The sequence below is a fragment of the Paenimyroides ceti genome (assembly GCF_030409925.1).
On the sequence record NZ_JAUFQU010000001.1, the window covers coordinates 3269660 to 3291136 of the forward strand.

The 21477-nt window shown below is 34.2% G+C and carries 18 protein-coding genes; 13 read left to right on the forward strand and 5 right to left on the reverse strand.

What is annotated here, in order from left to right; translation table 11 throughout:
* Positions 1 to 102 precede the first annotated feature (102 nt).
* The 3 genes from QW060_RS16065 to QW060_RS16075 all read left to right on the forward strand — a co-directional run bounded on the left by QW060_RS16065 (position 103) and on the right by QW060_RS16075 (position 3872).
* On the forward strand, positions 103 to 1353 hold the full coding sequence (locus QW060_RS16065; protein ID WP_290364787.1) for an NAD(P)/FAD-dependent oxidoreductase: 1251 nt from the start codon (positions 103 to 105) through the stop codon (positions 1351 to 1353).
* A 76-nt stretch (positions 1354 to 1429) separates the two neighbouring features.
* A complete protein-coding gene (locus tag QW060_RS16070) occupies positions 1430 to 2374 on the forward strand; it encodes a glycosyltransferase family 2 protein (RefSeq protein ID WP_290364477.1) in 945 nt (314 codons plus the stop codon).
* On the forward strand, positions 2367 to 3872 hold the full coding sequence (locus tag QW060_RS16075) for a glucosyltransferase domain-containing protein (RefSeq protein ID WP_290364478.1): 1506 nt from the start codon (positions 2367 to 2369) through the stop codon (positions 3870 to 3872). Before QW060_RS16070 ends, QW060_RS16075 begins: the two co-directional genes overlap by 8 nt.
* A gap of 117 nt (positions 3873 to 3989) precedes the next feature.
* Here the strand turns inward: QW060_RS16075 and QW060_RS16080 are convergent, their stop codons facing one another.
* Positions 3990 to 4589, reverse strand: coding sequence for a hypothetical protein (locus tag QW060_RS16080; RefSeq protein ID WP_290364479.1), 600 nt, complete (start codon positions 4587 to 4589; stop codon positions 3990 to 3992).
* A gap of 647 nt (positions 4590 to 5236) precedes the next feature.
* Between QW060_RS16080 and ybeY the strand changes: the two genes are divergently transcribed.
* The 5 genes from ybeY (at position 5237) to QW060_RS16105 (ending at position 11724) form a co-directional block, all read left to right on the forward strand.
* Positions 5237 to 5656 carry an rRNA maturation RNase YbeY gene (gene ybeY / locus QW060_RS16085; protein ID WP_290364480.1) on the forward strand — a complete coding sequence of 140 codons (420 nt, stop codon included), beginning with the start codon at positions 5237 to 5239 and terminating at the stop codon, positions 5654 to 5656.
* A 42-nt stretch (positions 5657 to 5698) separates the two neighbouring features.
* Complete coding sequence (gene mnmG / locus QW060_RS16090) at positions 5699 to 7573, forward strand: tRNA uridine-5-carboxymethylaminomethyl(34) synthesis enzyme MnmG (protein ID WP_397386082.1); 1875 nt, start codon at positions 5699 to 5701, stop codon at positions 7571 to 7573.
* 71 nt (positions 7574 to 7644) lie between these two features.
* Positions 7645 to 8553, forward strand: a complete 909-nt coding sequence (locus QW060_RS16095; protein WP_317623180.1) for a class I SAM-dependent methyltransferase — start codon at positions 7645 to 7647, stop codon at positions 8551 to 8553.
* Positions 8554 to 8756: 203 nt separating this feature from the next.
* Positions 8757 to 9368 carry an OmpH family outer membrane protein gene (locus tag QW060_RS16100; protein WP_290364481.1) on the forward strand — a complete coding sequence of 204 codons (612 nt, stop codon included), beginning with the start codon at positions 8757 to 8759 and terminating at the stop codon, positions 9366 to 9368.
* Positions 9369 to 9456: 88 nt separating this feature from the next.
* Positions 9457 to 11724 (forward strand): helix-turn-helix domain-containing protein, encoded by a 2268-nt coding sequence (locus QW060_RS16105; protein WP_290364482.1) that lies wholly within the window; start codon positions 9457 to 9459, stop codon positions 11722 to 11724.
* Between the two features lie 11 nt (positions 11725 to 11735).
* Here the strand turns inward: QW060_RS16105 and QW060_RS16110 are convergent, their stop codons facing one another.
* The 4 genes from QW060_RS16110 to mgtE form a co-directional block, all read right to left on the reverse strand.
* A complete protein-coding gene (locus QW060_RS16110) occupies positions 11736 to 12248 on the reverse strand; it encodes a hypothetical protein (protein ID WP_290364483.1) in 513 nt (170 codons plus the stop codon).
* The gene (locus QW060_RS16115) at positions 12229 to 14019 is read right to left on the reverse strand and encodes an XAC2610-related protein (protein WP_290364484.1); all 1791 of its coding nucleotides are present in this window, start codon (positions 14017 to 14019) and stop codon (positions 12229 to 12231) included. Before QW060_RS16115 ends, QW060_RS16110 begins: the two co-directional genes overlap by 20 nt.
* Before the next feature lie 80 nt (positions 14020 to 14099).
* Complete coding sequence (locus QW060_RS16120) at positions 14100 to 15254, reverse strand: DNA polymerase III subunit (protein WP_290364485.1); 1155 nt, start codon at positions 15252 to 15254, stop codon at positions 14100 to 14102.
* A gap of 44 nt (positions 15255 to 15298) precedes the next feature.
* On the reverse strand, positions 15299 to 16615 hold the full coding sequence (gene mgtE, locus QW060_RS16125) for a magnesium transporter (RefSeq protein ID WP_290364486.1): 1317 nt from the start codon (positions 16613 to 16615) through the stop codon (positions 15299 to 15301).
* Between the two features lie 367 nt (positions 16616 to 16982).
* Between mgtE and QW060_RS16130 the strand changes: the two genes are divergently transcribed.
* The 5 genes from QW060_RS16130 to QW060_RS16150 all read left to right on the forward strand — a co-directional run bounded on the left by QW060_RS16130 (position 16983) and on the right by QW060_RS16150 (position 21449).
* Entirely contained in the window at positions 16983 to 17456 is a 474-nt protein-coding gene (locus QW060_RS16130) for a hypothetical protein (protein WP_290364487.1), read from the forward strand.
* A 6-nt stretch (positions 17457 to 17462) separates the two neighbouring features.
* Positions 17463 to 17663 carry a helix-turn-helix transcriptional regulator gene (locus tag QW060_RS16135; protein WP_290364488.1) on the forward strand — a complete coding sequence of 67 codons (201 nt, stop codon included), beginning with the start codon at positions 17463 to 17465 and terminating at the stop codon, positions 17661 to 17663.
* An 82-nt stretch (positions 17664 to 17745) separates the two neighbouring features.
* Positions 17746 to 18396: an NAD(P)-dependent oxidoreductase gene (locus QW060_RS16140; RefSeq protein WP_290364489.1), complete on the forward strand. Its 651-nt coding sequence runs from the start codon at positions 17746 to 17748 to the stop codon at positions 18394 to 18396.
* A gap of 244 nt (positions 18397 to 18640) precedes the next feature.
* The gene (locus tag QW060_RS16145) at positions 18641 to 19828 is read left to right on the forward strand and encodes a phosphoglycerate kinase (protein ID WP_290364490.1); all 1188 of its coding nucleotides are present in this window, start codon (positions 18641 to 18643) and stop codon (positions 19826 to 19828) included.
* 55 nt (positions 19829 to 19883) lie between these two features.
* On the forward strand, positions 19884 to 21449 hold the full coding sequence (locus tag QW060_RS16150; protein ID WP_290364491.1) for a lytic transglycosylase domain-containing protein: 1566 nt from the start codon (positions 19884 to 19886) through the stop codon (positions 21447 to 21449).
* The last annotated feature ends 28 nt before the right edge of the window (positions 21450 to 21477 follow it).

Sequence of the window (21477 nt, forward strand, 5' to 3'; positions counted from 1 at the left end):
GGCTAAAAGATAAATTAATAAATAGAAAAATATGGCAAATAGTTAATAACTTTGACCCTATAATTTTCAGCAAATTTAATCTTTTTAAAATTATATGATATGATGACCACAGAAAATGTTGATGTGTTGATAATCGGTGCCGGCCCGTCCGGAAGTGTGGCTGCAGGATACCTGCATAAAAAGAATATAAATATAAAGATTGTTGAAAAAACGAAATTTCCGCGTATCGTGGTAGGCGAAAGTTTGATTCCACGGGTGATGGATCATTTCGATGAAGCCGGTTTATTTGAAAAACTGGATACCTACCGATTTGAAAAAAAATTAGGTGCTCGGTTTATCCGAGGAGAAGAAATATGCATTTTTGATTTCAGTAAGAAATTCGGAAAAGGATGGGACTGGACCTGGCAGGTACCCCGTGCCGATTTTGATAAAGCCATTACAGATGAACTACAAAATAAAGGTGTTGACATCGAATTTGAAAGTGAAGTAATCGAAGTAGTATTTGAAGGTACGCGTTCAAAAACTACGATCCGTACAAAAGAAGGTGCTCTAAAAATCATTGAAGCTGAGTTTCTAATTGACGCCAGCGGTTACGGAAGGGTTTTACCCCGATTAATGGATTTGGATGAACCTTCGAAACTCAATCCTCATTCGGCTATTTTTACGCATATAAAAGATGTTAACCGACCGGCAGGTGAGGAGGGAACCCTTATTTCTTTTGATATTCTGGAAACAGAAGTGTGGTTATGGGTCATCCCTTTTTCAAATGGCAATACCAGTGTAGGTATTGTCGGTCCTACGGATTTTATCAATGCTCTTTCAACAGATGAAAATACTACAGAAGCACTTCAAAATGCAATTTCAAAATCAGATTATTATATCAAACGTTTTGGAAGCCTTCCGTTTCTTTTTGAACCTAAAAAATTGACCAATTATTCCGTTGCTGTGAAACAAATGTATGGTGAAGGTTTTGTAATGACCGGAAACAGTACGGAATTTTTAGATCCTGTATTTTCTTCAGGTGTCTGTTTTGCTACCGAATCGGGCATACTGGCTGCTAAACTGGCATTCCGACAACTGCATGGAGAAATGGTGAACTGGGAAACGGAATATGCCGATTATATGAAAGAAGGCATTAGTGTTTTTACAACGTATGTAAAAGAATGGTATACAGGAAATTTGCAGGAACTTTTCTACCATCAGCCTGAAAACCCTGATGTAAAAGAAAAAATATGCGCCGTACTTGCCGGTTATGTGTGGAATAAAGAAAATCCTTTTGTTCTAAAACACGATAAAGTGATAAAGAATATGGCACATCTGATACAACTGGAAAAAGAAAATAAAACCGATTGAGTACCATCGGTTTTTATTTTTACTTTAGTAAAATTAAAAAATGTATTTTTGGCTGTACCTATAATTACAGTCATTTATGAAACAGATCTGTATAATTGTTCCTGTTTATAACGAAGAATTAAGTATTGATACCTTTTTTAATACGTTTTTGAAATTTAACGAAGCTTTAGTGAATAAAGGATACTCTGCAAGCGTTTTATTTGTCGATGATGGAAGTAAAGATAAAACACCAACCATTCTAAACCACTTGATTACTGAGCATACAAATTGTAAAGCATTAATTTTTTCGAGAAATTTTGGGAAAGAAGCAGCTTTATTTGCCGGGTTGGAACATGCCGAAGGTGATTTAATGATTCCTATGGATGTTGATTTGCAGGATCCTTTTGAATTGATTTTTGAAATGCTTACCGCTTACGAAAAAGGGGCAGATGTAGTTTTGGCAAGGAGAGCCAACAGAGAAACCGATACCGTTGTAAAAAGATTTTCGGCACAATGGTTTTACAGGTTGAACAATAAAATGTCGACCTTAAAACTGGAAGAAAATGTAGGCGATTTCAGATTAATGACCCGCAAGGTTGTAAATGAAATTGTGAGTTTACAGGAAAACCAGCTTTTTATGAAAGGATTAATGAGCTGGGTTGGTTTTGAAACCACTGTAGTAAATTACAGCAGACCAGGCCGTACAGAAGGTAAAACCAAGTTCAACTACATTAAATTATGGAATTTGGCTGTACAGGGAATCACGTCTTTTTCAACCCTGCCTTTAAAAGTCTGGACGTATTTTGGAAGTTTTATTGCCTTTATATCATTCTTATACGGACTAAAAATTATTATTGAAAAACTCTTTTTCGGAATAAACGCGTCGGGTTATGCATCGTTAATGGTTGCCATACTCTTTTTTGGAGGTGTTCAACTAATTGGTATCGGAGTTTTAGGCGAATATTTAGGAAGAACATACTTAGAAAGCAAACGCAGACCACGTTATATTATAAAACATAAAATCGATAAAAAACATGAATGATTATTTATCTAAACCGTTTTCAGAATCCATTCAAATTCTTAAAAATAATAAAACCTATATACTATCAATAGTAGCACTTGCCATTTTATATGTTTTACCAATTGTTTTAGCTAATACGCATTATATAGACGATTTAAACAGAACGGTTGCAGGATATAACTGGGATCATGACGGACGGTTTGTAAGTTCAAAAATAATGCATTTATTATCTTTCCAAAAGGAAGTTGTGTACAGTTTGTATCCGTTTTCAAACATGATTAGCGCGGTTATTTTGGCGTTGTCGGGCTTTATAATTTCGTATTCTGTAGGTGTTCGCAATAAATTAATGCTTTTTATTGGTAGTTTTCTGCTGTTGACCTGTCCGTTTTTATTGGAAATACTATTATATAGGTTCGATTGCATCCCGATCAGCTTATCTATATTGAGCATTGCCGTTCCGTTTTTATTTTATAATAATAAAAAGATCTTTTTTGCGGTATCAGTTATAAGTGTGTTTTTATGTTTAGGGTTGTATCAAACCTCAGCATTGTCATATTGCATCATATTGTGTTTTCTTTTGCTGAAAGAGGTTTGGAACAATCAATTTAAAACGGCAATAATGAGCTTACTTATTGCCTCCAGCGCATTCATAATCGGTTTTTTTAGTTATAAAATAGTTTTAAAATGGTTAGATTTAAACTTGCTGCAAGATAGAAGAGCTGATTTTATCTTTACTGATGATAATTTTAAAATGCTATTGGAAGAACGTTTTTACAGCATGCTTGATTTGGTAAAACTTTTAATGTTGTCTTCCTACCGATTTGTTTTTTATATCCTGCTTTTTTTTAGTGTTTTAAGTATCGTTATTTACTTTAAAAATAATTTTAAAGCGCTGTTTAATAAATCTTTACTCATAAAAGTAAGTATTACTCTTGTTTTAATTTTTTGTATTTTAATATTTATGGCAGGTGTAAATATGTTTGTATATGAGCCACGCTGGGTTCCACGTGCAATGATTGGTTGGGCAGTAGGTATTTACGGACTCTATTTTGCAATTTCATTAAATAGTAATTATAAAAATATTATGGCTGTAATTTCATTTATACCGTTTATTTATTATTCTTTTTTAATGTCGTCACAATTGGCTATTTACTTAAAAAATCAAGATGATTTTTCCGATTACATCATCAATCTTCTATCTCCTAAATTGTTTGAGCATGGTAAGCCAAAAGTAATTATAAACGGAGTAAACAAAACAGCACACCGAAACATCACGATTAATTTCAGCACCATGCCGCTTATTTACCAACTGGCACCGATATATGAAAATAATGGTTGGGGTTGGGGAATTATCAGACTGAATAAATTTGATAATATATCAAGTGAATATATTGGAGGGCAGGAACGTTTAGATGTTCTTGCTAAGATGAAAGAATTTCCTATTATAGATCAAAACGTCTATTATACACTAAGAATTAAAGACGGTATCGCTATTGTTGATTTTGATAAAAATGAGTAAATACATATCAAATGAATTTATGTATAAGTTGGTTGTGTAAAATTTTTATGACAAAAACGCAAGGTTTAAAATACTTGAAGTCCAAAAAAAACCGTTACTGAGTAACGGTTTTTTTTATTATTTATTCGCTTTTTTAAGATCTGCTGCGAGTATTTTAGCAAGTTTAGCATAACCTTCAGATATACGGTATCCACTGTTATAATCAGTACCCATAGTACCGTTACCTTCTACTTTTTGAATACTCGCTTTGTAAAGAATGTCAGCAGGGTTATTTTTATCATACACTGTAATTGTTGCATTGATTTTTGCAGGTTGTCTCATAACGCCCACATTATATCCGGGATAGATCCAGGTAGTTGTAATCAGCATTTCATGAGTGGCAGAGGATAAATTTTTATCTGCCTTAATAGAGCCATTGTCAAAACGCTTGTTAAACGATTCAATAAATTTAGGTTCATATCTATTGTTACGATCCGCAAACCAGGATTGTTTAAATTCTTCATGCGTTCCGTTTTCTTCTCTTTTTGCCATTTTATCTTTCAAAAATGCTTCTTCTGTTTCAAACTTATCCACTTTCAGATTCGAGTAATCAAATACCAGATTATAAGACTTAATACCTTTTAGATTGTTTATAGAACCCTGTTCGGTCTTTAGTTTCTGTGAAAATACGTTCACTGTAAAAGAAACCAACACTAATAATAATACATTTGTTTTCATATATAGTTTTTTAAAGACCTCAAAATTAACCAACAAAATGAATTATTACCTTTAAATTTTAACATTGTTCATTATTATCGTTATGTTACTTGTATTCAATACATTAAGAAATTAATTTAATTGTTGAAAACTTTAAATAAATAAAAACAACTTTTTTTTGAAATACAGATAATAATTACAATACAAGAATTGGAAAGACAAAAGCAAGAGAAGTTTTAAAAATCCGTCAGAATATTATCAAACAATTTTAAGTACTTATCAACATCACTTGGTCCCTAAACTTTTCAGTTCATAACATTAACTTAACCTTAACGCAATGTTGATATAATATAAAAGGTATTTAATTTTCAATCAGTTATAATTTGATATAGTGTTGATAAGTATTCATAAGTCAATAAACAAAGCGTATTCAAAAAACTTATGCTAACAATTAACAAGCAATATAAAGAAGAAATCTTTTTTTAAATTTTTAAAAATCTTTTTTCTTTTATTATAAAGATGTTGATAACAACTTATGTTTGATTTAGGGCATAAAATGGGTATCATATACTATTGTATTGATTTTCAAATAATTAGTTTAAAATTTTATTTATTTTTTAGTATTTCCTTTTTATTTTTCTGTTTACCTTTGTAGATATTTTTTTATAATGGTACTATTTAATTACGAAACTGAATTTCAGTTAGCGTCTGAATCCAAATATGAAAACTGGATTGATGCTGTTGTGGAGTCAGAAAACAAAATATCTGGTGAGATCAATTATATCTTTTGCGATGACGCCTATCTTCATAAAATTAATGTAGAATATCTGAATCATGATGATTATACTGATATCATCAGTTTTGATTATACAATAGGAAATCTTATATCAGGTGATATTTTTATCTCATTAGAAAGAGTACAAGAGAATGCAAAAGAATTCGAGGTATCATTTGAAGAAGAATTATTACGAGTTATGGCTCATGGTGTATTGCACTATTGCGGATACAAAGATAAATCTGTAGAAGAAGCAGCCTTAATGCGCTCAAAAGAAGAAGAGAAAATGCAGATGTTTCACGTGGAACAATAGCATACTTTCTTGAAAAATTAATTTAATGTTTCACGTGGAACAATGAGTATGTTTGATGTATATGATGTTATAGTTGTTGGTGCTGGTCATGCCGGATCTGAGGCAGCCGCAGCCGCAGCTAATATGGGAATGAAAACTCTTTTGGTTACAATGAGTTTACAAAATATTGCCCAAATGTCTTGCAATCCTGCAATGGGTGGAATTGCTAAAGGACAGATAGTAAGAGAAATTGATGCTTTGGGAGGATACTCCGGAATTGTTTCTGATAATACTGCCATTCAGTTTAAGATGCTGAACAAATCTAAAGGACCTGCTATGTGGTCACCAAGAGTTCAGAGTGATCGAATGCGCTTTGCTGAAACATGGAGAATCATGTTGGAAAATACTCCAAATCTCGATTTTTATCAGGAAATGATTTCAAGCGTTTTGGTAGAAAACCATAAAGTAGTTGGTGTAAAAACCAATCTGGGGATAGAGATAAAAGCAAAGACAATTGTACTGACCAATGGAACTTTTCTAAATGGTTTGATTCATATTGGAGAAAAACAATTTGGTGGTGGCCGAGCAGGTGAGGGGGCTTCATTTGGTATTACTGAAGATCTGTTGAAAATAGGTTTTGAAGCTGGTCGTATGAAGACAGGAACTCCGCCGCGTGTAGATGGGAGAAGCCTTGATTATTCAAAAATGGAAGAACAGCCCGGTGATGAAAATCCGGCTAAATTTTCTTATTTAGACGTAACAAAACCTTTACAGGTACAACGTTCCTGTTATATGACCTACACTTCAAATGAGGTACATGATGTGTTAAGAGAAGGTTTTGATCGTTCGCCAATGTTCAACGGAAGAATCAAAAGTTTAGGACCGAGATATTGTCCTTCGATTGAAGATAAAATCAACCGTTTTGCAGATAAAGAACGCCATCAGTTATTTGTAGAACCTGAAGGATGGGATACTGTAGAAGTATATGTAAATGGTTTTTCTACATCCTTACCCGAAGATGTACAATTCAAAGCGCTGCGTTCTGTTGCTGGTTTTGAAAATGTAAAATTCTTCAGACCCGGTTATGCTATCGAATATGATTATTTTCCACCAACGCAATTAAAGCATTCACTCGAAACCAAATTGGTTGAAGGATTGTTTTTTGCAGGTCAGATAAACGGAACTACCGGATATGAAGAAGCAGCTGCTCAGGGTCTGATGGCAGGTATTAATGCTGCTTTGAAAGTGCAAGGAAAGGAACCGTTAATTTTGAAAAGAAATGAGGCTTATATCGGAGTTTTGATTGATGATCTGATTACAAAAGGGACTGAAGAACCGTACAGAATGTTTACATCCCGGGCAGAATACAGAACCTTACTCAGACAGGATAATGCAGATTTCAGATTAACTCCAAAGTCTTTTGAAATAGGTTTGGCTAAAGAAGATCGTTTAAAAAGAATGGAATATAAAAAAGAGGCTTCTGATAATTTTGTTCAGTTTTTTAGAGAGACTTCTTTAAAAACAAAAGAAGCAAATCCGATACTCGAAGCAAAAGGTTCCGCTCTGATGTCGCAGCCTGATAAAATGTTTAAGGTGTTTTCAAGACCACAGATTGAACTGGAAGACATGCTGCAGTTTGATAAAGTAAAAGCATATATAGCAGAACATGATTTAGATGAAGAGGTGATTGAGCAGGCAACGATTCAGGTAAAATATGCGGGTTATATTGAAAAAGAAAAGAACAACGCAGACAAACTGAACCGTTTGGAAGATGTAAAAATTCCGGACAATTTTGATTTTGATAAAATAAAATCAATGTCTTTTGAAGCTCGCGAGAAACTTAAAAAAATACGTCCGGCTACTATATCCCAAGCATCCAGAATCAGTGGAGTAGCTCCATCTGATATTTCCATTTTGTTAATTCATATGGGAAGATAACATAGTTCCACGTGAAACAATTTAGTATATTTACAAACCTCAATGATTCGTTGGGGTTTATTTTTTGAAATATGAGTATGCAAAACATCCAAGAATCTAAATTACATTTTGATACAGCAACAGCTGAAAATTATTTACAGGTAACAGATGAATCCATCAGTAAAGAAATTTTTAACCTGCGTTATCATAAACAATATGATTTGTTGGAAACCTTTCCGCGACCGGAAAAGGAAAAGTTAGGAGATTACTATAAAAGTGAGAATTATATTTCACATACAGATTCTAGAAGAAATTTTTTTGAAAAATTATATCAGTCTGTGAAAAATAAAACGCTTTCTGATAAAATAAAACTGATCAATAAAAACCATTCTCCATCTTCAGTTAAAATAAAAGTTTTGGATATTGGTTGTGGTACTGGAGACTTTTTAGCAGCGATACAAAAGAATACAGTTTGGGAAACAGTAGGCGTAGAACCCAATCAACAGGCTGCAGATTTAGCACGTAATAAAAATGTAAAGGTATTTGAACATCTTGAAAAACTAAGAGAACAGGAATTTGATGTTATTACGCTTTGGCATGTTTTAGAACATGTTCCGAATTTAGAATATTATATTCAGCAAGTACAGCAGCTATTAAAAAATAATGGATTACTTATTGTTGCAGTACCCAATTATAAATCATACGATGCAAAACATTATGGAACTAAATGGGCAGCTTATGATGTACCGAGACATATCTGGCATTTTAGTAAACATGCTATAAAAAGAATATTTGAAACCTATGATTTCAAACTTATACACATAAAACCTATGTATTATGACAGCTTTTATGTATCCTTACTCTCTGAAAAATACAAAACAGGTAAAATGAATTTTATTAAAGGATTTTACTATGGCTTTATCTCAAATCTTAGCGGGTTTTTTACAAAAGAGTATTCTTCACACATCTATTTAATGAAAAAAGTACATAAAGGTACCTAATTTCAAATGTAATGATTCCGGATATCTGTAAGTATTGCTTTTTTTAGATCGTGTCTTAAAATCAAAATATAGCGGCCATTTTTTATAAATAAAAATTATTATAAATATCAAACATATTAATTTTCTTTATGGTTAGTTTTTTAATAAATTTTAGTCTGTGAGAAAATTATTCTATTTTTACAAAAAATTAATTTAAAACAGCAATGAAAAAAATTTTATTAATTGTAGGTATTGTTTCTTTAATGGTATCTTGTGATAAAGCAACAACAACAAAAGAAACTCCATCAGCACCGGTAAATGAATCAGGATTTAAAACTGCGTATATCGATACTGAAAAATTAATGAAAGAATATCAGGAGTCAATTGATTTCGAAGCAAAATATAAAAGCATGTCAGAACGTATTCAAAATGAACTTTCGTCTGATATGAAAAAATTTCAAAGTGATGTTCAGGATTTACAACGCAGTGCACAATCAAAAGGAATGGAATGGGCGCAGAAAAGAGAAGCTGAACTAACCAGACGTCAGCAAACCTTAGCAGAAAAAGAACAGAACTATATGAAAAAGTTCCAGGAAGAAGGAGCAGTAGAACGCGACAGTATGGTATCGAAAATGAAAACCTTTATCAAACAATACGGAAAAGAAAAAGGCTATGATTATGTTTTTGGTACGGGTGATGCCGCTACTGTATTATATGCAAAAGACGGATATGAAATCACGGAAGAAATTCTTAAAATCATGAACGAAGAATACGCTAAAAGCAAAGGAACTTCTGCAAAAGAAGAACCAAAAAAAGAAGCGGAAGCTAAAAAATAAGGGATCTGAAAATCCTCTGTAAACCACCTTATAGGTGGTTTTTTTATTAAGCGGAAAAGTGTAAATTTACCGTTAAGATATATACCTCATGCAAAGTGTTTCACGTGAAGCTGAATTGACCCTGAAATTCATCAATCAAACCAATCGTTCTGTTTTTCTTACGGGTAAAGCCGGTACAGGAAAGACAACCTTATTGCGTGAAATTGTAGAAACAACTCATAAAAATACCGTTGTGGTGGCACCAACGGGTATTGCCGCGTTAAATGCAGGAGGTGTTACCATACATTCTTTATTTCAGCTGCCTTTTGCTACCTTCATTCCATCTGTTGAATTTGTGAGTGTAGATTATGGACTTCGCATAGAAAATCAGCAGACATTGTTGCGCCATTTTAAAATGCACCAACAAAAAAAAACCTTGATAAAAAATATTGAATTGCTTATCATTGATGAAGTCAGTATGTTGCGTGCTGATGTACTTGATGCTATGAACCTCATGCTTCAGAGCGTACGCAGATCAGATGAAATATTTGGTGGTATTCAGGTATTGTTCATAGGCGATTTGCTGCAGTTGCCGCCGGTAGTAAAAAATGATGAATGGCAGATACTCAAAAACTATTATCCCGGGATGTATTTTTTCAATGCGCAATGTCTTCAGCAAAATCCGCCGTTGTATATTGAACTGAGTAAAATCTACCGTCAGACAGATGATGTGTTTATTACAATTCTTAATGAATTGAGAAACAATAAACTCACCGAAAAGTCAGTTGAATATCTGAATCAGTTTGTACAGAAAGATTTTGATAATAAGAAAAATCCCGGGTATATAACACTTACAACACATAATGCCAAAGCAGACCAGATCAATCATAGGGCATTGGAATATTTAAACCATCAGGAATATCTTTTTCATCCGGATATTGTGGGCGATTTCCCCGAAAAATTGTTTCCGATGGACTATGAACTCTCTCTGAAGGTCGGAGCTCAGATTATATTTACAAAAAATGATATTTCATTTGAAAAGAAATTTTACAATGGTAAAATGGGAGTAATATCCTCTCTTTCAGCTCATGAAATTCTGGTCCATTTTCCGGAAGATAATCAAACTATAGAAGTAGAAAAGTACGAATGGCAAAACATAAAATATACCCTCAACCCGCAAAACAAACAAATTGAAGAAGAAGTTTTAGGTACTTTTACCCATTATCCTATCAAACTGGCATGGGCAATTACCGTTCACAAATCTCAGGGGTTGACATTTGACCGTGCTGTGCTTGATGTATCAGGTGTTTTTGTTGCCGGACAAGCGTATGTAGCACTTTCGCGTTTGCGTTCATTAAATGGGCTTATTTTGCTTTCTGAGCTACAACTGCAACACCTTTCGTCAGATAGTGATATCATTGAGTATGCAAAAAATAAAAAGGAAATAACCGTACTCGCTGACGATTTTGATAAAGAATTCAGATATTATCTTCAGAACCAGCTATTACAGACGTTTTCTTGGTTTCCCGTATTAATGCAGTGGATCAACTTTTCGAAATCGTTTGAAACAGAAGCAGAAAAAAGTAAAAAGAAAATATATGAAAACTGGGCAGGCGATCAGCTCAAGCGCTTACAGGCCATTTACATGCATTCAGAAAATTTTTGCAAACAGATACGCCAGATATTTCAGGCAAGAGAATTTGATTTTAAGTATTTGAAAGAACGGTTTGAAAAAGCCTATCAATATTTTTATCCGAAAGTAGATCAGCTGGCTTTTGAAACGTTATTTACGTTGGAAAAAGTAAAGCGTACCAAAAAGATGAAAGCATTTTTTGAAGAATTATCCGAATTGGAAATCGTTCAGATCCAGATGGTTTTAAACCTTAAAAAAGCCAATAAGCTTTTATGGGCAATTGAAGCTGGACAGCCCATCAATAAAAATACACTTGAGATCAATTCACTGTCAGAATACCGTATCAATCATCTGGTAACCATACAGGATATTATTTCACGTACAAGTCTTCAGTTTGAAGAAGAAGGAGAAGAAGATGGGTATTATGAAACCACAAAAAAGAAAACCGATAAAAAATCTACTTTTGAGGTTACCTATGAATTGTGGCTCAAAAAGAAAACGATTGATGAGATTGCGGATTTCAGAAAACTGACACCGCAAACCATTTACAACCACATGGCTAAGCTCATTGCAGAGGGAAAAATAAAACTTACCGAAATCATTCCAAAAAACCGTATAAAAGATCTTGAAAAAGCCTTTACTGATTCAGGCGATAAAACCCTGACAGAAATAAAAGCAGAAGTGGGCGATACCATTTCATGGGAAGAATTGCGCTTGTATAAAGCGACGCTAAATGAGAAGTAACCGTATACAATTTAAAAAGAGAATTTCATATTTCTCATGATATGAAGTCCGCCAAATCCGACCGATACGAACGGATATCCTTTTTCCTCTCTGAAATAATAATCCATTCCCGCACGGATATAAAATAAGGAGCGTTCGTAATAAACATATGGAGTCAGTTTATATGTATCATTTCCCAAGCCAGTATTGATCAGATAGCCTGATTCAAGTCCGATAAGAGAAGCCTGAATGTTATCATCTCCAATGAGATAATGATAAGCAGAAACATTCATACTGAAACCGGAAGGGGCAAGATGATTTTTTGTAGTATAATCAAGACCGGCAGCAACATCAATCCAATTGTCTTTTGAATAAGTAAGCGGAAGATTTACAGTAGCCTGAAACATTCCCTTTTTTTCATTTTTGTATCCAAAACCAATGATCTGAGACCATGCTGAGGATATACATAACATACAGCACCCAAAAACGATAAGAACTGTTTTAGGAATTAGTATCGGTTTATTTTTAATCTGTTGCATATTCATATATCTTTTTCTTTTTATTATAAATCAAACGCAATTTAGATTCTGGATAGGTACTGTCAAAAATAGTAATGGTTTTATTCCGGTCCGAAAAACGAATTCTGAATTGCTGATGCGGATAAGAAAAAGGACCGAGAATCTGATGAAAATTTTTATGTTGTATTTCTACGGCAATAACTTCATCACTTTCCGTAGAAACACATGTTTTTACGGATATTCCGGTATCTTTTTCCAAAGCATAATCATTCCATATTCCGTCAAAAAAGAGCTTTTTTTCAACCCAGCCTTTCAGATGGTGTTCTTCATTTTCAATTTGATAATACATGCCATTGTCTTCTGTGGTCATCATTTCCACTTCACCTTTTATGGGCACAGCAATGCGTTTCCCATTTTTACCGGGTTCGGTATAAACGGGCGTATCGGAAGTAATTGTAAGATAATAAGATACTATGGTTTTTGATTTTGTTTTTCCGCAAAACGTCGTCTCTTTCGAAGGAAAATAGCCCCATCCGTAGTTAAAATTAGTTTCTTCTGATAAGGTGAGTTTTCCGTTTACATATTGATATATCTGCGATTGATACATACCGGCACCGCCGCGTGAGTAAGATTTGATTTGCTGATTTTTTACATCAATCTCAATCTGACTCAGATCAGATAGTAATGCATCAAATTCAAACAAATGAGATTTCGGATTATAAACATAGTAATTCCGGACATAATTTACACTTCCCATGGTAGCAATCGGGGTCTGTATATCCGGATAACCATCAAAATTAACATCGATAAAATTTAGTGTTGAAGCACCATCAATAGTGCTTTCAAAAAAGTCAGGATGGATTACCTGATGTATTTTTCCGCTTTTTTTGTCAATAATACGAATTGCATACAGCGCACCTTCTGATTCGTTATCAGCATCATCTGCATAAATTTCTAAACGATAGTCCGGTGTTTCTTCTTTTTGAGCGATCCACTTACCATCATAAAAATCGGTACTTTTGATCCATCCGGTGGTCGTAATAAGCTGTGAATATTTTTTAGGGCCTTCGAGAAACTTTCTTAAACCGTCATAAGGGACATCCTGTAGTAGTATTTTATCTGCTTTGAGCCAGCTGCCATTGGCAGAATCTTTTCGGATAAATACTGCTTCATTTAAATAAAATGCATCTATTACTTCTGCTTGTTCATCAGGATTTTTATATAAATGAATTCTATCTACATTTGTATTTTGTTGAATACTGATGTACGACCGATTTCCATCATATTTGTAAAAACCGGATGCTTCAATTTTCAGATCATTAGTGTACAGATATTGATTAGTAATACTGTCATAATAACTATTTAAGTTGCTTACCAGATTTTTCTGCACCACAAATTCATCTTCATAAAAACTATACCGGTAATAATCGCCGTAATTCAAAAAAGTAAAAACGTTCTGAAGAGAATCTGTCTGAAAAGTAATAGGTTTATTGTAGGGATCAAAGGTCTGGTCCGGATTAAAATCGTTTTGGTTGAGATAATAAACCTGTATCGTTTTAATCTCTTTTTCTTTCTTTTCAGCAATTATTGCATACCGGGTGTCATTTGCTGTCACAGACGACAAGGGAATGCTCTGGACGGATATTTTAGAAGTATTTGAATAATAGTTTTCCAAAGCCGATAAATCAATGCGGCTCAGGTATGCTGAAGGCTGGTTGAGAATATAAATTCCTTTTGTCTGAGCATTTGTAGCAGTAGAAACGAGAAGAAGTAAAAGAAAGGAACCGATTGATTGCATACATCCTGATTTAGGGAATAAAGATACTTAATAATTCGTACCAAAACGGATCTACAGCTGTCGCTAAAAATAGTGATTTTCTATTTTTTGTGAATCAGGCGGGTAAGTTTTATCGATAAATCGGTAAATATAATTTTAGGATTACCGTTTCGTTCCACATGGTACATAGCCTCAGAAATTTCTTCAAAAATTTCAAGAATATTTTTATCATTTACAAAAGGAGCAAAGTTTTCGAGTTTGAAATTTTCTGTTGCCGGCTGCATATAAACAAGTTCATTCACATTATAATTCAGCAACAAAGCCTGTCGGAACATTTCCATACAATACTCCAGAAATAATTTTTGTTTTTCCCTTCCAATAGCGGCGATTTCTTCACTCCAGGCAATCAGATTAGAAATAACTTTGGCATTTTTATTGGCGCGAAATGCTGCGCGAACCCATTCTACAAACCATTTTTCAAAAGGCAGTTCCTCCTCCTCTTTATAAAAAAGTTTCAGCGCTTTGTTATAATTACCCTGTGCCTGTTTGGCATATCGTATTGTATCGGCAGGAATACTGTCTTCAAGCTGATTAAGACCTTCAGTAATATCATGTTCAGACAGATGGTTGAAATGAAGAATCTGACAGCGTGATAAGATGGTCTGCAAAATAGCTTTTTCGTCTTCACAGATCAAGATGAAAACAGTTTTTTGTGGTGGTTCTTCCAGCAATTTCAATAATTTATTGGAAGCTTCGACATTCATTTTTTCAGCCATCCAGATGATCATGATTTTATAACCGCCTTCATACGATTTCAGAGATAGCTTTTTGAGAATACTGGCGGCTTCATGTACGTTGATAATACCCTGTTTATTTTTTATTTCAATGGTATTATACCAGTCATTGACAGAACCATAAGGCTGTTTTTTTAAAAAATCAAACCATTGATCCATATAATCATCACTTGTTGTTTTTTTAGAAGCGCTTCCACCCTCAACCGATACCGTAGGAAACGCAAAATGCAGATCGGGATGCTGATAATGATCAAATTTTAAATTACAGGCGGTTTTACCCCCTTCATTTTCACTTCCGGTATTCTGACAAATGATATACTGAGCATAAGCTATGGCCATGGGCAGCGTTCCTGTCCCTTCAGCTCCGATAAACAATTGTGCATGGGGTATTCTTCCTGAAGAAGCACTTTGCAATAAATGATTCTTTATATTTTGCTGACCTATAATTTCTGAAAACTTCATACGCAAATGTAACGAAAATATGATTTTTTGAAAGACATTCTTTTTTATAAAAGTTTTCCGGAAAGAAAGAAGGAAGCAATAGTAAAATAAATGATCAATCCTGAAACATCAACCAGAGTAGCTACAAAAGGAGCAGAAGCAGTTGCTGGATCCAGTCCGGCTTTTCTTAAAATAAACGGAATAAGAGATCCTGATAATGTACCCCATAAAACAATAAAAATAAGGGAAATAGAAACACTCAATCCGATAAATATCCAATATGGGCCATAGTCATATAAGCCTGTTTCCTGCCAGATAAGGATGCGTGAAAAACCAATCAAGCCCAAAATACCGCCCAATATAAGACCTGATGCAAGTTCTTTTCGCATGACATACCACCAGTCTTTTATTTTTAGCTCTCCGATAGCCATTGCACGGATGATGAGAGAGGCAGCCTGAGAACCGGAATTACCACCACTCGAAATAATCAATGGTACGAAAAGTGCCAATACAACAGCTTTTTCGATTTCACCATCATAATATCCCATTGCAGAAGCAGTAAGCATTTCCCCAAAAAAGAGAATAATAAGCCATCCGGCACGTTTTCTGATCAGTTCAAAAATAGGTGTTTTGGTATAAGAAACATCCAGTTCTTCCATACCTCCAAACTTTTGAATATCTTCTGTATCACGCTCTTTGATACGATCGAGTATATCATCAAACGTAACAATACCTACTAAAACGCCCTTTTCAGTAATAATCGGTAATGCGGAACGATCGTATTTTTCAAAAATATCAAAAGCTTCTTCCATCGGTGTGGTAGTAGTAATCGCCACAAAATTATGATCGATAAGTTCTGATATGGTAGTCGTTTTCTCAGCGAGGAGTAATTGTCCTATCTTCAAATCGTCAATCAGTACATTCTGATCGTTTACAACATAAATAAAATTCAGTGTTTCTGCTTTTTTACCATATCTTTTGATATGATCAAAAACCTCTTCAACTGTTTTATTCTCTTTCGTCTGAATATACAATGGAGTCATCAGCCTTGCAATGCTGTCTTCTTCATAACCAATCAGATTCAATGCAATGTTGCGCTCCTCCTTATTCAATAAATTGATGGAGTGCTTGATGAGTTCATCCGGAAAATTTTCAAATAACTCGGTCCGGTCATCCGGTTCCAGATTATTAAGAACTTCTGCAAGCTCCTTGTCTCCGAGACTCTTTACAATTTCAGTTTGAGTACTTACATCAAAATAAGAAAAAACCTCTACTTTCATTTCATTTGAAAGCATGATAAAAGCAACATCTCTGCTTTTATGATCGAGTAATGCCAGTTCTTCTGCAATGTCAGCCGGGTGTTTATGTTGTATACGATCCATCGTCTGATTTTTTTAGTTAATAATTGAGAGAAGAAAAAATGAAGATAGCTATTATAAGCTGTATTTTTTGCAAAACTACACCTCCTTTTTGAGAATAAAAATTTTAAAACAACAATTAATCGTTAATTCTGTAAAATAGGCCATATTAAAGGTAATCTAAATCAATAACCTGTAAAGAGTTCCTTTCCTGAAAATGATATAATGAGGAAAATAAAGAAAAATATATTAAGATTAACACCATTATAACCACTATTAAAAGTATGATATAGCATACTTATTGTAAAAAATATCATATAAAAAGTAAAATATATTTTACATATTGAAATATTTGTTTTACATTGGTCGTATAATTTTAAAATCATAAAAAATGGAAACAAAATTTTTATTATCAAACAAATTCAAACCTGTGGGCTGGTTATTGTTTATTGGCAGTGCTTTGGTATGGGCTTATTCTGTATTATTTTACCCGGCAGATACTGTTCAATTACGAACAAAAGTTTTTGTTATTTACGGAAATGATGCCTTTGGAAAAGGAGGAAGTGAATCAAAATATTTTAGTTTCTTGGAAACAGATATTTTTCCTACAATGATTGCACTTCTGTTTATTCTGGGAGGTCTTTTATTGGCTTTTTCAAAAGAAAAAACGGAAGACGAATTTATTGCTAAGCTTAGATTACAATCTTTTCAATGGGCATTTCTGTGTAACTATGTGGTATTATTTCTTTTATTCTTCTTTATGTATGGATTCGAATTTCTGTTTGTTTTACAATATTATATGTTTGTAATGCTGATTTTGTTTATTTGTAGATTCCATTATTTACTGTATAAAAACAAAAATTAGAGCGCGATGAAAAATACCATAAAAATAGAAAGGGCTGTAAAAGATATTACCCAGGAAGATCTGGCCAATATCATTTCAGTCAGCAGACAGACCATCAATGCGATGGAAAAAAACAAATACGTTCCATCTACCGTATTGGCATTAAAAATTGCCCGTTATTTCGGAAAACCTGTAGAAGAAATTTTCATTTTAGAAGAAACCGATTAATTTTTATTTTGGGTTGCATACGTAGTTAAACTGACGTACCTTTATAAGAACCATGGAGAGAATTAATTAAAAAAATAATAAAATGAGAGTTGTAGTAATTGGAGCTTCGGGTTTTGTAGGCTCAAAAATCGTAGACGAACTCGTTGACAGAGGACATTCTGTAAAGGGAATTGTCAGAGATTTGTCTAAAGTATCAGATAAAGAACACGTAGAATATGAAGCTATTGATGTATTGAAGACAGACCAACTCGTCAATGCCATTAATGCAGCCGATGCCGTAGTAAGTGCGTATAATGCAGGATGGGAAAATCCGAATCTGTACCACGACTATCTGCAGGGAGCCCAGGCCATAGAAAAAGCAGTAATGCTGGATGGTGTTAAAAGATTTATTGTAATTGGCGGAGCCGGAAGCCTTTTTGATCAGGAGAACCGTCAATTGGTAGATGCACCGGATTTTCCGGCACAAATAAAACCGGGTGCTTTGGCGGTCAGAGATTATTTTAACCTTCTCAAAGAAAATAATACCCTGAACTGGACCTTTTTCAGTCCGGCAATAGAAATGCATCCCGGTACAGCAGGCATCCGAAAAGGCAGCTATCGTACGGGGCTCAGCCATCCCGTATATGATGAAAACAACAGAAGTATTCTTTCTGTAGAAGATGTGGCCGTAGCCATTGTTGATGAATTGGAAGAACCAAAATTTATCCGAAAACAATTTACCGCAGCGTACTGATCGTAAAAAGACAAGTTAATTTTAAGGGATTCACAGTGCTCAACCCTGTAAAAAATTACTTAGAAAATAGTTTAATTTGCTTAATTCGAAAACTCTTTTCTCTTTTTGGAGAAAGAGTTTTTTTTGTTAAAATTTGATAATGAGTATTTTAGTTTTTTATTAACACCGGAACCAGTCCCATTATAGAAAATTATTTATTTATATTTGTAGATTATACAACACCACAAATCATAAATATCCATTAATGAAAACAATTAATGATTTCAATTTCAAGGACAAAAAGGCGCTTATTCGTGTTGACTTCAATGTTCCTTTAGATGAAAATTTTAAGGTTACCGATGACAACCGTATTGTTGCAGCAAAACCAACAATTGAAAAAATTATCCAAGACGGCGGAATCGCTATTTTAATGTCACATTTAGGAAGACCTAAAGGCAAAGAAGAAAAATATTCACTGCAGCACATTGTTTCAAAAACATCAGAAGTTCTTGGTGTTCCGGTTACTTTTGTAGATGACTGTATCGGTGAAAAAGTTGAAAATCTTATCTCAGAAGCACAACCGGGATCCGTTATTCTTTTAGAAAATCTGCGTTTTTATGCAGAAGAAGAAAAAGGAGATAAAACATTTGCGGGAAAATTAGCCGTTTTAGGTGATATCTATGTCAATGACGCATTTGGTACAGCTCATAGAGCACATGCTTCCACTGCAATAATCGCTGAGTTTTTTCCCCAGAACAAATGTTTTGGTTATCTGCTGGCCAAAGAAATAGAAAGCATTGACAAAGTACTCAACAGCAAAGAAAAGCCTGTTACAGCAGTTTTAGGCGGATCAAAAGTATCTTCAAAAATTACCATCATAGAAAACATACTGGATAAGATTGACCACATGATTATTGGAGGAGGAATGACTTTTACTTTTATCAAAGCATTGGGTGGAAAAATCGGAAATTCTTTATGTGAAGACGACAAACTGGAATTGGCTTTAGAAATCATGGAAAAAGCCAAGCAAAAAAATGTAACCATTCATTTACCTGTAGATGTAGTAGCAGCAGATGCTTTTTCAAATGATGCCAATACAGAAGTTGTGGATGTAAATCATATTCCGGACGGATGGCAGGGATTAGATGTAGGTCCTAAAACACTGGAACTTCTAAAACCCGTAATTGCCGAATCAAAAATCATTTTATGGAACGGGCCTTTGGGTGTTTTTGAAATGGAAAAATTTTCAAAAGGAACAGTTACTTTAGGTAATTATATAGCAGAAGCAACAAGCAACGGAACTTTTTCGCTGGTTGGAGGAGGAGATTCAGTAGCCGCTGTAAAACAGTTTGGTTTGGAATCTCAAATGAGTTATGTATCTACTGGTGGAGGTGCCATGTTAGAGATGTTAGAAGGACAAACCCTGCCGGGTATCGCAGCAATTTTAAAGTAAACTTACTTATCCGATAAGTAAAAAAAGTAAAACCAACAGAGAAAGTACATAAGAAATGAATAAAAGACTTATCACTTTTCTTTTTGGGTTGTTTTCCATTGCCGGTTTCTCGCAAACCAATGCCATTGAAACCAAAACAGTTCAATCAGAATTAAAAACGCCTCAGATGTATCTTGATTCTATCAAGAAGACATTTGTAAACCACAAAGCCGTCGGAAACATCGACAAAAAATGGATTAATGAATTGATGAGTGAAGATCTGTTTTCCGCTATGGAAAATGATGTTGACCGTGTGTATTTAGATGAAGATGTAGCGTATGATTTGCCTACAGACGTTTTAAAAGAACGATTGAGAAAATTAGATCAAAAATCGCTTTTCCATATTGAGTATAACGAAACCATTGAGAGAGTCATCAAGAGTTTTCTCAAAAACCGTTCAAAATCATACGAACGGCTGATGGCGTTATCAGAATATTATTTTCCTTTATTTGAAGAGCATTTAGCAAAAAACAATGTTCCTCTTGAAATTAAATACCTGGCCATTGTAGAATCTGCTTTAAATGCCAAAGCACGCTCAAGAGTAGGGGCTACAGGTTTATGGCAGTTTATGTATCCGACCGGAAAACAATATGGGTTAGACGTAAATTCACATATAGATGAGCGTTCTGATCCGATTCTTTCATCAGAAGCAGCTGCAAAATATCTTGCGGATCTCTATAATGTTTTCGGAGACTGGCAGCTTGTATTGGCATCGTATAATTCAGGTCCGGGAACCGTTTCCAAAGCCATCCGCCGATCAGGAGGAAAAACCGATTACTGGCAAATACGAAAAAATCTTCCGAAAGAAACACAGGGATATGTACCAGCCTTTATTGCAACTATGTACATCTATGAATATCATAAAGAACATGGAATTGTACCTAAAAGAGCCAGCATACCTTATGTAAAAACGGATACTGTACATTTAAAACAAGCCATCACTTTTGATGAAATCTCAAATCTTATCGATATTCCTGTAGATGAAATTAAGCTCTTGAATCCGAAATATAAGCTGGACATGATTCCTTTTTATGATGGCAAAATGCATTCTCTTCGTTTGCCTATAGACAAAATCGGAAGATTTACTTCTAATGAAAAAAAGATCTATGCGTATCTGAATTATGAGAAGGAGTATAAAAAAGCAAAAATGATTATTGAGGAGTACAAAGAGCCTTATGAAGAAGAGGCTATTGTACAAAGATCTGTAAAATCATCTCAATACTATACCGTACGCAAAGGCGATAATTTAGGACAGATTGCGTCAAGAAATAATCTGTCCGTTGCAGAATTAAAAAAACTCAACGGATTAAAAACGAATTCCATTGCCGTAGGGAAAAAATTAAAAATCGCTGAAAATACCAAATACATTGCCTCTGCAACTCCTGCTAAAAAAGTATCGGCATCAGAAGCTTCAAAAGCCAAGTCGGCTTCAAAAGCAGTGATGTATACCGTCAAAAAAGGAGATACGCTCGATGGTATTGCTAAAAAATACGGTAATATTTCAGTGGCAGATCTTATGAAGATCAACAATATTAAAAGTGCAAAAAGTTTGCGTCCGGGAATGAAATTAAAAGTAATCTAAAAAGAGGTCGGAGACTACTACTAAAAGA

Bases quoted from the DNA above. Each gene is read 5' to 3' on its own strand.
- QW060_RS16080 (WP_290364479.1), bottom strand. From the start codon at position 4,589: ATGAAAACAAATGTATTATTATTAGTGTTGGTTTCTTTTACAGTGAAC.
- QW060_RS16095 (WP_317623180.1), top strand. From the start codon at position 7,645: ATGAGTATGCAAAACATCCAAGAATCTAAATTACATTTTGATACAGCA.
- ybeY (WP_290364480.1), top strand. From the start codon at position 5,237: ATGGTACTATTTAATTACGAAACTGAATTTCAGTTAGCGTCTGAATCC.
- QW060_RS16105 (WP_290364482.1), top strand. From the start codon at position 9,457: ATGCAAAGTGTTTCACGTGAAGCTGAATTGACCCTGAAATTCATCAAT.
- QW060_RS16120 (WP_290364485.1), bottom strand. From the start codon at position 15,254: ATGAAGTTTTCAGAAATTATAGGTCAGCAAAATATAAAGAATCATTTA.
- QW060_RS16135 (WP_290364488.1), top strand. From the start codon at position 17,463: ATGAAAAATACCATAAAAATAGAAAGGGCTGTAAAAGATATTACCCAG.
- QW060_RS16130 (WP_290364487.1), top strand. From the start codon at position 16,983: ATGGAAACAAAATTTTTATTATCAAACAAATTCAAACCTGTGGGCTGG.
- mgtE (WP_290364486.1), bottom strand. From the start codon at position 16,615: ATGGATCGTATACAACATAAACACCCGGCTGACATTGCAGAAGAACTG.
- QW060_RS16145 (WP_290364490.1), top strand. From the start codon at position 18,641: ATGAAAACAATTAATGATTTCAATTTCAAGGACAAAAAGGCGCTTATT.
- QW060_RS16070 (WP_290364477.1), top strand. From the start codon at position 1,430: ATGAAACAGATCTGTATAATTGTTCCTGTTTATAACGAAGAATTAAGT.
- QW060_RS16140 (WP_290364489.1), top strand. From the start codon at position 17,746: ATGAGAGTTGTAGTAATTGGAGCTTCGGGTTTTGTAGGCTCAAAAATC.
- QW060_RS16115 (WP_290364484.1), bottom strand. From the start codon at position 14,019: ATGCAATCAATCGGTTCCTTTCTTTTACTTCTTCTCGTTTCTACTGCT.
- mnmG (WP_397386082.1), top strand. From the start codon at position 5,699: ATGAGTATGTTTGATGTATATGATGTTATAGTTGTTGGTGCTGGTCAT.
- QW060_RS16075 (WP_290364478.1), top strand. From the start codon at position 2,367: ATGAATGATTATTTATCTAAACCGTTTTCAGAATCCATTCAAATTCTT.
- QW060_RS16150 (WP_290364491.1), top strand. From the start codon at position 19,884: ATGAATAAAAGACTTATCACTTTTCTTTTTGGGTTGTTTTCCATTGCC.
- QW060_RS16110 (WP_290364483.1), bottom strand. From the start codon at position 12,248: ATGAATATGCAACAGATTAAAAATAAACCGATACTAATTCCTAAAACA.
- QW060_RS16100 (WP_290364481.1), top strand. From the start codon at position 8,757: ATGAAAAAAATTTTATTAATTGTAGGTATTGTTTCTTTAATGGTATCT.
- QW060_RS16065 (WP_290364787.1), top strand. From the start codon at position 103: ATGACCACAGAAAATGTTGATGTGTTGATAATCGGTGCCGGCCCGTCC.